The 12,785-nt window shown below is 60.6% G+C and carries 13 protein-coding genes and 1 tRNA gene; 8 read left to right on the plus strand and 6 right to left on the minus strand.

What is annotated here, in order from left to right; translation table 11 throughout:
• The first annotated feature begins 99 nt into the window (after positions 1 to 99).
• From NKH71_RS23845 to NKH71_RS23880, 8 genes are all read left to right on the plus strand, one after another.
• Positions 100 to 1,080 (plus strand): PDZ domain-containing protein, encoded by a 981-nt coding sequence (locus NKH71_RS23845; protein WP_352895364.1) that lies wholly within the window; start codon positions 100 to 102, stop codon positions 1,078 to 1,080.
• 39 nt (positions 1,081 to 1,119) lie between these two features.
• Complete coding sequence (locus NKH71_RS23850) at positions 1,120 to 3,444, plus strand: lysozyme inhibitor LprI family protein (protein ID WP_352895365.1); 2,325 nt, start codon at positions 1,120 to 1,122, stop codon at positions 3,442 to 3,444.
• 43 nt (positions 3,445 to 3,487) lie between these two features.
• A complete protein-coding gene (locus NKH71_RS23855; protein WP_352481356.1) occupies positions 3,488 to 3,877 on the plus strand; it encodes a lysozyme inhibitor LprI family protein in 390 nt (129 codons plus the stop codon).
• 15 nt (positions 3,878 to 3,892) lie between these two features.
• Complete coding sequence (locus NKH71_RS23860; RefSeq protein ID WP_352789125.1) at positions 3,893 to 4,747, plus strand: RICIN domain-containing protein; 855 nt, start codon at positions 3,893 to 3,895, stop codon at positions 4,745 to 4,747.
• Positions 4,693 to 5,457, plus strand: a complete 765-nt coding sequence (locus tag NKH71_RS23865) for a M60 family metallopeptidase (RefSeq protein ID WP_352789123.1) — start codon at positions 4,693 to 4,695, stop codon at positions 5,455 to 5,457. Before NKH71_RS23860 ends, NKH71_RS23865 begins: the two co-directional genes overlap by 55 nt.
• Positions 5,429 to 5,767, plus strand: a complete 339-nt coding sequence (locus NKH71_RS23870) for a M60 family metallopeptidase (protein WP_352789121.1) — start codon at positions 5,429 to 5,431, stop codon at positions 5,765 to 5,767. Before NKH71_RS23865 ends, NKH71_RS23870 begins: the two co-directional genes overlap by 29 nt.
• 85 nt (positions 5,768 to 5,852) lie before the next feature.
• Complete coding sequence (locus tag NKH71_RS23875; RefSeq protein WP_352495428.1) at positions 5,853 to 6,353, plus strand: hypothetical protein; 501 nt, start codon at positions 5,853 to 5,855, stop codon at positions 6,351 to 6,353.
• Positions 6,354 to 6,441: 88 nt separating this feature from the next.
• On the plus strand, positions 6,442 to 6,813 hold the full coding sequence (locus NKH71_RS23880; RefSeq protein ID WP_352481359.1) for a DUF4087 domain-containing protein: 372 nt from the start codon (positions 6,442 to 6,444) through the stop codon (positions 6,811 to 6,813).
• Positions 6,814 to 6,934: 121 nt separating this feature from the next.
• Here NKH71_RS23880 and NKH71_RS23885 read toward each other — a convergent pair.
• From NKH71_RS23885 to mepA, 6 genes are all read right to left on the minus strand, one after another.
• Positions 6,935 to 7,019 (minus strand) — tRNA-Leu (locus NKH71_RS23885).
• A 73-nt stretch (positions 7,020 to 7,092) separates the two neighbouring features.
• On the minus strand, positions 7,093 to 7,713 hold the full coding sequence (locus NKH71_RS23890) for a 2,3-bisphosphoglycerate-dependent phosphoglycerate mutase (RefSeq protein WP_352789120.1): 621 nt from the start codon (positions 7,711 to 7,713) through the stop codon (positions 7,093 to 7,095).
• Positions 7,714 to 7,737: 24 nt separating this feature from the next.
• Complete coding sequence (gene dapB / locus NKH71_RS23895; protein ID WP_352789161.1) at positions 7,738 to 8,562, minus strand: 4-hydroxy-tetrahydrodipicolinate reductase; 825 nt, start codon at positions 8,560 to 8,562, stop codon at positions 7,738 to 7,740.
• Positions 8,563 to 8,567: 5 nt separating this feature from the next.
• Complete coding sequence (locus NKH71_RS23900; RefSeq protein ID WP_352895366.1) at positions 8,568 to 10,427, minus strand: ABC transporter ATP-binding protein; 1,860 nt, start codon at positions 10,425 to 10,427, stop codon at positions 8,568 to 8,570.
• A 119-nt stretch (positions 10,428 to 10,546) separates the two neighbouring features.
• The gene (locus NKH71_RS23905; RefSeq protein ID WP_023718823.1) at positions 10,547 to 11,572 is read right to left on the minus strand and encodes a glucokinase; all 1,026 of its coding nucleotides are present in this window, start codon (positions 11,570 to 11,572) and stop codon (positions 10,547 to 10,549) included.
• 121 nt (positions 11,573 to 11,693) lie between these two features.
• Positions 11,694 to 12,785 (minus strand): penicillin-insensitive murein endopeptidase, encoded by a 1,092-nt coding sequence (mepA, locus tag NKH71_RS23910; RefSeq protein WP_352789116.1) that lies wholly within the window; start codon positions 12,783 to 12,785, stop codon positions 11,694 to 11,696.

Consider the following 12,785-nt stretch of genomic DNA (forward strand, 5'->3'; position numbering starts at 1 on the left):
TTGCCGCTGACCGTGGTGCAGGGGGAGAATGATTGGTGAGCGCTCCGGGGCGCCGGGCCTCTGAGGTCGATTCCAATCATCAGCTGCAGGATGTGCAAAATGCAAACTGTTCGAAAGTCCAGACTGATAATGCAGTTCGCCCGTGCATTGGCAACTTCAGTGAAAATGACGGCTGTTGTGAGTGTAGCCGTCCCGCACACGATCAATGTTGCGCATGCCAGCAAATATGATCTGCCGAAACCCTATGTTTCCCGGGCTCTTAACGCGGTTTTGATACCCATCAACCACGCCTCTCGGCACCGCTACCAGATCCCGCCCAAGCTTCGCGGGGTGTATGTCTTGGCCGTTGCACCCCATGGCGTTGCCGCGCGGCAAGGCATCCGGCCGGGTGACGTGCTTGCCACAGTGCGGCATCAACCGATTTCGACGCCGACCGATGTCGACCGACTCGTATGGGCCGCTCTTACCGTGAGCGCTACCAGTTTTCTGTTTGGCGTGAACCGCGGAACAGAAGTCGCAGATGTCGTCGAGGTCAATACCAACATCACCGTCAACAACTTCAATACCAACATCTCGGTCAACAATATCTCGCAATGGACGAGCGTCGATAACCATGAGGAGTGGACGCAGATCGTCGATCAGTACGACGACGAGATGGAGACAAGCCTCGAAGACACAAGCTATCGCGAAGACGACTCGCTGCCCGGCGACACCAGTCCAGACGTAACTCCTCCCGATGCTGATGACGATTCCGACGATAACAACGCGGACACCGATGGCGATAGCTCGGACGACAGCACCGACGGCGACAGTTCCAATGATCAGGACGATTCGAGCGATCAGAATGACGATGATGGTGATGACGACAACAACACCGACAACGATAGCTCGGATGACAATACCGACGACAATAATTCCGGTGATCAGGACGATTCGACCGATCAGAACGAAGATGAAGACTCAACGGCCGGTGATGATGACCAGGACAGCACCGACACCGACGACGATAGCACGAATGACGATGCGTCGGATGACAGTACCGGCGACGCTGACGGATCGGACGATGACGATGCCAACTAGCAGCCGACCGTGCCGGCTGTTCTAAACAGAGGGCAATCGATGAAAACCGCGATACTGACAGTTGCCGTGGTTCTGGCCATGCCAGCTTTCGCCTTTACTCAGGACATGAACAAGTGCGCCGATGCCGAGGATCTGGCCGCCCCGAACGAGTGCGCCGATGCCGCGTTCAAGCAATCCGACAAGAAGCTCAACGAGCTTTACAAGCAGATCGAAGCCCGCCTGAACGACGATGCGGATACCAAGACGCTTCTTGTTCAAGCACAGCGGGGTTGGGTCAAATTTCGCGACGCGGAGTGCAGTTTCCAGACCGCAGGATCGGTCGAAGGAAGCATGACGCCAATGCTCATCGCGCAGTGCATGGACAGCCTGACGCAATCCCGGGTCAAGGACTTCGAGGGTTACCTGAAGTGCCAGGAAGGCGATCCGAGCTGCCGCGTTCCGGCAGCGAACACATCACCTGCCGTATCCCCTGTGGCCGATGAGAACGGCCGGACCGGCCTTGCCCAGGCTACCGGCCCGATATCCATTCCATTGCAACATGTCAGGGAATACGGACTCGACAGTGATGAAGTCATCTATCACAAACTCGGGATCGTGGTGGGCATCAATGGTGCCACGCCTCGTTTGTACGAATTCGACACCGGGTCGGATGAGTTCAACGCGGAGATCGATTCGAGTGTCCCCGGCATAAAGCCGGTGCCCGGCAGCAAGCCTGGAATGTACCCGTATGGAGACGGCACCTATGGAGATTGGGTACAACAGGTCCGTTTCGACAGCCTGTCCTATTACGATCCGGATGATCGCTCAAAGCCTGTCGTAACCCTCGATGGCGACTTCGCCGCTGGTCGGGTGGTGGATTACGTCTACACAAAGGGTTTCGGCGACCTCGAGGATGTGAAATTGACGCAAAAGCCCGTGGGCCACCACGGCGATACGCCGGTCTATGCGGATCTTAATGCGCGCAAGAGCATGCAGAACGGCGAACCCGGTGATTCGACGACGTTTTACGGCGTCTTTGGAGCCGCCGATTTTATCTTTGCGGGAGATCAGACCACTGCCCCCGGCAGTCAAACCCAAAGCGGCTATGTGGTCTCTGCCAATGCAAATCTTGGAAAAAAGAAGACCACACCGGGTTGCGTTCCCTGCCTGGCGCTGAATTTGTCCCCCAGTTTGAGATCCCAGTTTACGGCCCTGATGCCTTGGGGCGAACTGGGTTCTCAGCTTTACGAACATTACCAGAAGAGATTCCCGCAAACAGGCGCGAACGCATCCAATGTGAACGAAGGCTCTTACCGTTATACAATTTCTTTTGACTATATGGGAAAGAAACGTTCGGTTGATTTCAATGGGCCCGTGTTGTTGGATACAGGAACGGCGACTTTTGTCTCCATAACCTCAGAGGGTGTTTTAAATAAGCTTCGATCGAGAGGATTTCAAATCAAGGAATATAGTTCTGATATAATGGACTTAAAATTCTTTGGATTTGACGATAGCTTTAACAACAAGGAATACAGCGATGTCGTTATCGATCGCCAAAGTGATGAGGTTAACGGCAATGGAATTACTATCGGCTTACCCTTCTTTCAGTCCAATTCCGTAATGTATGATCTGGAAAACAAGACGACCGCATATTCACCCTATTTTGTCAGCGCTGGCAACTTTACGACAGACGGGGGTGCCAAGGATCAAGTTCAGCTGAATCGCGCGACCAGCGATGCTGGAAGCAAGGGATGGCTCGGACTGGCCGGCATCGTCTCCGGCGCCGGCGACTTCACGATCGAGAAGGACGCGGACGTGCGCATGACCGGGGGCAATACCTACACCGGCACAACCCATATCGCGGCCGATGGGTGTCTTACCCTGGCCGGGCCGGGCAGCATCGAGCATTCCTCGCGCGTCACGGTCGACGGTGTGCTCAACCTCAATCAAAAAGGAAACCACCTGAAGTCCTGGGGAGTGGCGCACTCCCTCAACGATACGGCCATTCGCAACCTGAACGGCAAAGGCGAGGTCTATCTGGGTGCGGGCAGACTGATCCTGACAGAAGCCAACGGGCAATTTGATGGAACCATAGCGGACTTTGATGACGCCGGCATGAGCGGCGGCCTCGTTGTCGCCGGCGGCAAGCTGACGCTGAGCGGCAAGAACAACTATTCCGGCGTGACGGAAGTCGCGTCAGGGGCGCAGTTGCGCGTGACCGGCTCTTTGGCCGGTGACATTTCAGTCTCGGGATTGCTTGTCGTTGACGGGGAGGTCTCCGGCAAAGTCACGGTCAAGGAAGGCGGCAGGCTGACCGGCTTAGGAAAGCTCGGCAGCGTCACGCTCGCCGATGGTGGCAAAGCCGATCCAATGAAAACCAGATAATAGGAAAGGACAATCGATGAAAACCGCAATACTGACTGCCGCCGTGGTTCTGGCCGTGCCGAATTTCGTACTCGCCCAGGACAAGTGCTACGACGCCGCCAAGGATCAGGCCTCGCTGAATGCGTGCGCCGATGCGGCGTTCAAGAAATCCGACAAGAAGCTCAACGAGCTTTACCAACAGATCGAAGCCCGCCTGAAGGGCGACGCGGATACCAAGAAGCTTCTCGTTCAGGCGCAGCGGGATTGGGACAAATTTCGCGACGCGGAGTGCCGTTTCCAGACCGCGGGAGCGGCCGGAGGAAGCGCAATGCCAATGCTCGCCGCGCAGTGCATGGATAGCCTGGCGCAATCCCGTGTCAAAGCCTTCGAGGGTTACCTGAAATGCGGCAAGCAGGGCGATCCGATGAGTTGTCCCGTTCCGGCCGCGAATTGACACGTCGGTGCCGGGATGAAGACCTTCATCGTATCTGCAGTGCACTTGATAGCTGGGCTGTTGCTGGCGGCAATTGTTCCGGTCGCAAGTGCCGCTGAGATCCCCGAAGGGGATTATTACATCGTCGCGAAGCATTCCTACAAAGCGCTCACCGTCTTTGAAGACAGGCATGGCGAGATCGTGCTTGGTCAGTCCGCTCGCAAACCCAAGGATGGTCCCGCGCAGCTATGGACCATCACCAGGGCGACGGGGGAAACGAACGGCGCAACCTATCAGATCCGGTCTCGACGATACGGAACGTATCTTGCTGGGGGCGACGAAGACGAAAACGGGAATACGAGTGTCGTCCTCAAGGACGAGCAGTCCGCTGAGGGGCAGGCATGGCGCTTCAAGCCGCATCTGAACAGCTATGGCATCGAGCTGGATGACAGCGGCACGACGCTCAACGTCAGGGCCAATGAACGTGCGGACGACGCTCAGATCATCGTCTATGACGCCAGCTTGGACGATAACGCCCAGTGGTTGCTTTATCCGGCCGGCAATGGCGACCGACCGGCAGCGGCGTCGGCAGCGGTGTCGGAATTCGACAATCTGAACAAGCGCTATCGCCTCGCTCCGATGCCTGCAGCCACACCCGAGGCCAATAGGCTGAGACGCACGAAGCTGATGGACGATCAGCCAAGCGGTGTGTTCGTGAGAAAGGGAGAGGCAGTATCGGTTACGGCCGAAGGCCTGCCGCCTTCCCCCGACGGCTTGATGATCATGATCGGCCCGATGAACAGCTTCTATGACGAAAGACCCCAGGATGACCCGCATTGGTCATTGCCAAGGAAGGGCGCACCGACTTCACGGCGAAGCGCGACGGGCTGATCCATTTCCGCTACGCCTACAGCGGCTTCAGTGCGGCTCTGCCTCCGATCGACGTGGCAATCGTGCGCGGCGGCAGTTCGATCCCCCTCTACGTCAAGGGAAAAACAAGCTTCGAAGACTGGCGTAAAATGCTCACCGACATGCCCGGTGCGCCATTCGTCGAGATGATAAGCGAGCGTGTTGCCATTACCGCGACCCGCAAAGTCTATATGAGGGCGCCTCAGGACGACCCTGCGGAAATTCTCGACGCCCTCGAGCAAATTCTAGGCTGGTACGATGCACTATCCGGTCTCGACGGTTCCTCCAAACTTCATCGGGCATCCCGTTTGCGCATGCACTATCAGCAGGACACGGTGACACCGGCGAAGGTCTTCGACGACGGCATATACATGTACGCTGGCAACTATTTTATGGGTGTCCCCGGCAGCAACATGGGTGATTTGCTGGACGTGAATAAGCTGCGGCAAGCGTGGTCGATCTGGCATGAAACCGGCCATATGTACCAGCAGGAGGATTGGACCTGGGGCGAGATCGTAGAAACTACGGTCAATATCTATTCCCTCAATGCCCAGGCACATTTTGGCCATCCGTCCCGCTTGAAAGAGCGCGATGACTCTACCGGCAAGACGCCGCTGGATCTGGCGGCGCGATATCTGGCGCGGAAGACGCGCGATTTCGACAATGAAAAACAAATGCGCCAGCGCGGATGACGACGATGAGCTTTGGGTGCGGCTGGTCATGTTCGATCAATTGCGCCGGGGTCTCGGCGAGGACTTCTATCCGAAGCTTCACCGATATTACCGCGAGCATCCACTGGACGATGCCAATAAGCAGGATGCGGTCAAGGTACAAACCTTCATCCTGCGTGCCAGTACGGTCGCAAATCAGGACCTGACCCGGTTCTTTTCCGATTGGGGGCTGCACATAGAGCAGGAAACCGCCGACAGATTGAAGCGTTTGAATCTGCCTCCAGCAGATCCTCAACTGTCGCGCGTTGGTCTGAATGTTGTTTCACGGTGAAGCCGGCGGCGAGCGTGATGCCGGAGCCAGACACGAAAGGATGCGGGGGTATCGGCATTGCGTGAGGGGCTAAAGGAGGTGGATTGTGAAACGCTATAGATCACTGCCCGCAGTAACGATTGCAGCATCTGCGCTGTTAGCATGTGCTGTGCCGGCGACAGCCCAGGGCGACCTCGGCTTCGACGTCAACGTCACGCTGTCCAAAAAAGCAGCCGCCAAGCTCGCGACTGAAAAGGAAGGGATCGTTGTCCTCGCCTCCTATTACGGTGACCCGAAGCGGAGTGCCGAGAAGCACGCCAACGAAGTCGGCCAGATCGATCTCACGCCGCAGGACGAAGAGGTCGAGATAGCGGGCACAGCGGGCCACGCCCACATCGGCGGCACAAAGGTCGACACGAAGCGTCTCGACTGGCTTGCCGGCCCTCCCGAGGTCAACGTCAACGTTGCATCCGCACGCAAGAGCAGTCCGGACAATCTGCTCAGCTGCGATTTCATCGACGGTCCACTAAGCGATGTCCAAAGGAAGCCTGTGACGCTTCATTGCGGATTGATCGAAGAAAATGTGGACACGAAGTTGAGGCCATAAGGCCTACAAAATCATGCCGCCTCGTTACCTGCGTCAACGCAGATTATCGGCGGCATGACCTGCTTTACTTAAGGAGGTAAAGGTTCTCATGCGCCCATTATTCGCTACCTGTTTCTGCCTGGCCATCATGTCCTTGCCTGCCGCCGCCTACGCCGAGCGCCGTTGTGGCTGGTACTCCAGCCCGACACCCGGCAACCTCGTCCTGACCGACAGTGACGGGGATTGGTGGATGCAGATGCAGGGGCGACCGGATCCCAAAGGCATCGACAATGTGCCGGCCTTTGACGAGCGGCAATTCGTCGAGACCAATGTGCCTGGTTCCGGCCACGGCTACGGATGCGCGTGCATGACCGTCGTAACCAACGCCAAGCAGCAAAAGATCACCAGAGTGATCTCCGGCGAAATCCTTCCGCTGGTGCGCTGCCGCAACGACAGATCGCTGCCTAACCCGGACGGATAATTATTGGATACTTATGGGGTACCATGGGCGACAGAGGACATCCGGCCAAGAAAAAGGCCCGGCAAAACCGGGGCTTTTTCTTGGGGTTTCTGAACCTTATCAAAAGTTCGAAACGGGAATTTGGTGCCCAGAAGAGGACTCGAACCTCCACTCCTTGCGGAACACGGACCTGAACCGTGCGCGTCTACCAATTCCGCCATCTGGGCTGGTGCGCGCTCATTAAGCGGGCAAAGGATGAGTGTCAACGCGCTTTTTTGAAAGCCGCGTTCCTTCTCCGGCTCAGTGCTCCAGCACTTCCTTCGACGCTACCGTGGAATCGGCGTTGAGCGTGTAGATGATCGGCACACCGGTGCCGAGTTCGAGCTTGACGATCTCCTCGCCCGACTTGCCGTCCAGCGCCATGATCAGCGCGCGCAGCGAATTGCCGTGCGCCGCCACCAGCACGGTGCCGCCGCGCAGCACATGCGGCTGCAGATCGTGCAGGTAATAGGGCCAGACGCGCGCGCCGGTATCCTTCAGGCTTTCCCCGCCGGGCGGCGACACGTCATAGGAGCGGCGCCAGACATGCACCTGCCCCTCGCCCCATTTCTTGCGCGCATCATCCTTGTTGAGGCCGGAGAGATCGCCATAGTCGCGCTCGTTCAGCGCCTGGTCGCGAATGGTCTCGAGGTCGCTCTGGCCGACGGCGTCAAGAATATGCTGGCAGGTCTTCTGCGCCCGGATCAGCGACGACGTAAAGGCGATGTCGAATTTCATGCCGCGCGCCCTGAGCTTGGCGCCGGCCGCCTTGGCTTCGGTATGGCCTAGTTCGGTCAGGTCGACGTCGCGCCAGCCGGTAAAAAGGTTCTTCAGGTTCCATTCGCTCTGGCCGTGGCGCACGAGCACGAGAGTTCTCGACATATTTGCTCCTTCAAATTTTGTGGATCAGCTTGTCAGGCCGAGCACGTCCCGCATCGAATAGAGGCCCGGCTTGCGGCCGCGCGCCCACAGGGCTGCCTTGACTGCGCCGCGGGCAAAGATCGCCCGGTCCTCGGCATGGTGGGCGAGCGTGATGCGCTCGCCGGTACCGGCCAACACCACACTGTGGTCGCCGACCACCGAGCCGCCGCGCAAGCTGGCGAAACCGATCGAGCCTGCCTTGCGCACGCCGGTATGGCCGTCGCGCGACCGCACGCTGTTCCCGTCAAGGTCGATGCCGCGCCCATTAGCGGCGGCTTCGCCGAGCAGCAGCGCCGTTCCCGACGGCGCGTCGACCTTGTGCCGGTGATGCATTTCCAGGATCTCGATGTCGAAATCGTCGGCATCGAGCGCGCGCGCCGCCTGCTCCACCAGCACCGCCAGCAGATTGACGCCGAGGCTCATATTGCCTGACTTGACGATCGTCGCGTGCCGCGCCGCCGCCGCGATCTTCGCATTGTCCTCGGCCGAACAGCCGGTGGTGCCGATGATGTGGGCGATGCGCGCCTGCGCCGCGTAGCCGGCGAATTCGACGGTCGCCGCCGGGTTCGTGAAATCAAGCACGCCATCGGCCTTGGCGAAGGCCGGCAGCGGATCGTCGCCGATCGCCACGCCGAGCCGGCCGACGCCGGCCAGCTCGCCGGCATCCTTGCCGATATGGGGCGATCCGGCCGGCGCGATGGCGCCGGCGACGCGCGCGCCCGGTATGGTGTAGATGGCGCGGATCAGCGCCTGGCCCATGCGGCCGGCCGCGCCGACCACCACCAGGCCCATTTCACTCGCGGTCGGCATGTCACTCATGAATGTCTCCCGACCACCTTTTTCGCGCGGACATTTTGCGCCGCACTCTGGATTGGCTTGCCGTCATCGACAAGCCCCAGCCCTTTCCTGCCTTGCACCCGGTGGAACCGGGCATAGACGCTGTGCGGGTCGGCCATCAGCGAGGCGTGCGTGCCCTGTTCGACCAGCCGGCCCTGCTCCAGCACGATGATATGGTCGGCATTGACCACCGTCGACAGCCGGTGCGCGATGACAATGGTGGTGCGCCCTTGCATGACATGGGTCAGCGCCTGCTGGACGCGGGCCTCGGCCTCGTTGTCGAGCGCCGAGGTGGCTTCGTCGAGCAGCAGGATCGGCGCCTGCCGAACGATGGCGCGGGCAATCGATACGCGCTGGCGCTGGCCGCCCGACAGCGTCACGCCGTTCTCGCCGACGGGCGTGTCGTAGCCTTGCGGCTGCTGGCGAATGAAATCGTCGGCTGCGGCCTGTTGGGCGGCGCGTTCAATCTCGGCGTCGGTGGCGCTCAGACGTCCGTAGCGGATGTTGTCGCGGATGGTGCCTTCGAACAGATAAGGCTGCTGCGAAACATAGGCGATCGAGCCGCGCAGCGAATGCTTGGTGACCTTTGAAATGTCCTGGCCATCGATATCGATGCTGCCCGACTCGACGTCGTAGAAGCGCTGCAGCAGCGCAACCAGCGTCGTCTTGCCGGCGCCCGAAGCTCCGACGATGGCGGTCACCTTGCCGGCAGCGGCGACAAAGCTCAGATCCTGCAGGACCGGCGCCTCTTCGACATAGCGGAAGGACACATTGTTGAAGCGCACTTCGCCAGAGGTGAATTTCGCCTCGGCGGCTCCCGGCACGTCACCCTGCTGCGGCTCGAGGTCGAGAAGCTCGTAGATCATGCGCGCATTGACCAGCGACTTTTCCATGCCGACCTGCATACGCGCCAGCCGCCTGGCGGGGTCATAGGCAAGCAGCAGGGCGGTGATGAAGGCAAACACCGCGCCCGGCGGCTGGCCGCCGACAGTCGCCCGGTAGCCGGAATAGGCGATGACGCCGGCGACGGCGAAGCCGGCCAGCATTTCGGAGATCGGCGTCAGCCGTTCCGAGACGCGGGCGATCTTGTTTGCCCGCTGCTCGGCGCCGGCGACGAGGCCGCCGATGCGCCGCGACAGCTCGTCCTCCAGGGTGAAGGCCTTGACGATAGCGATGCCTTGCGTCGCTTCCTGCATGGCGCCGATCAGCCGCGAGTTGATCTGCACCGATTCGCGAGTGATGCGACGTACCCGGCGCATCAGATAGGTGACACTGTAAATTAAAGGCGGCCCGATCAGCAGCGACATCGCCGAGAGCACCGGGTCCTGCCAGATCATGACGCCGACCAGCGCGACAAGCGATACGGCATCGCGTGCCAGCGATGTCAGCGTCATCGACAGGAGATCGCGGATGCCGTTGACGTTCTCGTTGATCTGCGCGGCGAGCCGGCCCGAACGGGTGTCGTTGAAGAAACTGACGCCGAGCTTCATCAGGTGGTCGAAGATGCGGCGCTGATAGCGCGCCACCAGATTGTTGCCGATCTTGGCCAGCGTCACTGCCTGGCCGTAGCTGGCCAGCCCGCGCAGCATGAAGGCGGCCAGAATCGACACGCTGATCAGCGCGATAAGATCGCCGCGCTGCTTGTAGAAGATCTGGTCGATGAGATCCTTCATGATCCAGGCGGTGAAGGCGGTCGTCGCCGCGATCGTCACCAGGCACAGCACGGCAAGAACATAGTACCAGCGGTAATCGCGGCTGTTCTCGGCGATGATGCGGCGGATCACCGCCACGATCTCGCCGGGCCGGACTTTCCCTTTGGTTGGTGCTGGAAGTGTCAAGTTGGAGCGCTTTGTGGTTTTGGTTCGGCCGGGCTGCAATTCGGCAACGTCTTAACGCCGCAATGACGGCTTGCCTATGGCCGAGAATGGCGAAACTTCGTCGCGGCGCAGCGTGTATCCTAGACCCGCCAGCGCCGCCCCGCCGTCTGCACGCCGAACAGCGACGGATTTCTGGCATAGGCGGCCAGCCCTAAAAGCGCCGCCAGCGGATGGGTGATGACATAGACCGGCATGCTGCGCATCAGGGCACTGTGCGGCGCCTTGTCCTCGAAGGCGGCGCGGAAATTGCCGGTCCGCAGCGCCGGCAGGATTTTTTGCGCGATGCCGCCGGTGAGAAACACGCCGCCGCGGCTCATGAACACCAGAGCGAGGTCACCGGCGGTGCGTCCCAGGCAGGTGACGAAGATCGACAGCGCCTCTTCGGCCACCGGATCGTTCTTTGCCAGCGCCGCGGCGGTGATCTCGGCGGGCGTGGTAAAGGGCGACGGCTTGCCGTCCGCCTTGGCCACCGCCCGGTAGGCATTGACCAGGCCGCGCCCGGACAGGATCTGTTCGCCGGAGATGCGGCCCTCGAGCTTCTCGATATGCGGAAACACCTGGAAATCGCGCGGCGAGCGCGGGCCGATATCCATATGGCCGCCCTCGCCGGGCACCGGTATCCAGTGATGCAGCGCATAGACCAGCCCGGCGACGCCGAGCCCGGTTCCCGGGCCGAGCACTACCCGCCCGGAATTCGGTTCCGGCGCGTCACCGCCGATCTTTTCCATATGCTCTTCGCCGAGCGCGACGACGGCCAGCGCCTGCGCCTCGAAGTCGTTGAGCACCACGACGTCGCTGAGACCGAGACTGGCGAACATCTGTCTCGGCTTGACGATCCATGGGCAATTGGTAAGCGGGATCTCGTCGCTTTCGACAGGACCGGCTACCGCCAGCACAGCTGAATTCGGCCGGACCGACGAGCGGTCGAGCACGGCCGACTGGATCGCCTCGTCGATCGTATTGAAGTTGGCGGTCTGGACGATCGTCGGCTCGCCGGCTTCGGAATTCGCGTCAAGCACGATCGAGAAGCGCGCATTGGTGCCGCCTATGTCGCCGATCAGAATCGGAAACCGCAACAGAGTGTCGTCGTCGCTTACGCCTGGCATGCTCTCGTCCGTTCCCGACGCGTATCGCCGTTCTCTCGTTGACTAGCGCATGACCGCAAAAAGGGAAATCGGTTTTCGAAGTGGAGATGCACGGATGCAGACAGCGAACACGCTGCCCGCATCAGTGCCCCGGTCGTGGCCGCGGCAGCGGAATGCGGATCTCGGGGGTCGCCACAAAGGCGTTCGCCGAGGCCGGAAGCGCTGCCGCGCCGGCTGCGACCGTCGGCGGCGGCGAAGGCTCTGCCGCGGGAGCGGGTACGGCCGCGATCGGCACGCCGTCGCCATAATAGGTGACTGCTTCCGCCGAGGCCGGAGCCAGCGCGTCGAGCACGAACTGGCATTGCCTGGGCAGGTTCGCCATCGTCATCACGTCGCGTGCCTTCGGCTTGTCCGGATTCTTGTTGGGGCGCCACGGCTCCTCGGTGAACCACCAGGCCAGCGCCTGGTCGCAGCCATCGCCTGGCGCCGTCGCTTCCTGCGCCTTGCAGTCGGGTGACCCAGGCTGGCAGCCGATACGAATGTGGAAGTGGTAATCGTGGCCCCAGAACGGCCTGACCTTGCGCAACCAGCTGCGGTCGCCTTTGACCGTGTCGCAGAGCTTCTTCTTGATCCCTGGATTGACCAGGATGCGCTCGACTTCGGGATAGCTCGCGGCGCGCCTCAACAGCCGCGTGTGCATCGGCGTCCACAGGCCATCCTTTACCAGATGGGTCTTTTCATCGACCATCAAGGTAGCGCTGATGTTTTCGCGCTCTTCGGTCGAAAGCTTGCGGTCGGGCATCGGCGTTAGCCAGATGTCGGCGTCGAGGCCGATCTGGTGCGAGGCATGGCCGGTAAGCATCGGTCCGCCGCGCGGTTGCGAGATGTCGCCGATCAGCAGGCCCGGCCAGCCGTCGGCTGCAGCATCGCGTGATAGTTTCTCGATTAGCGCGATCATTGCCGGATGGCCCCAACGGCGGTTGCGCGACGGTCGCATCACCTCCCAGTGCCGGCCGTCCATGGGCAGCGCGACGCCGCCGGAAAAACAGCCTTTGGAATAAAAGCCGATCGATTGCGCTGCTGCGAGTGCCGGCAGCTTTTTGGCGCCGAACAGCTCTTTTGCCCGTTGCTCAGCGCTCGCCGTTTGCGCGGCAAGCGTTAGGCCGGCGACGGCCAGTGCTGCCGTCAGCAGCAGTGTTTTTCCCGGCAAGGCTCGCTTTAACGTCTTCCCCAA

The organism is Mesorhizobium sp. M0983 (assembly GCF_040318975.1).
GTDB lineage: Bacteria > Pseudomonadota > Alphaproteobacteria > Rhizobiales > Rhizobiaceae > Mesorhizobium.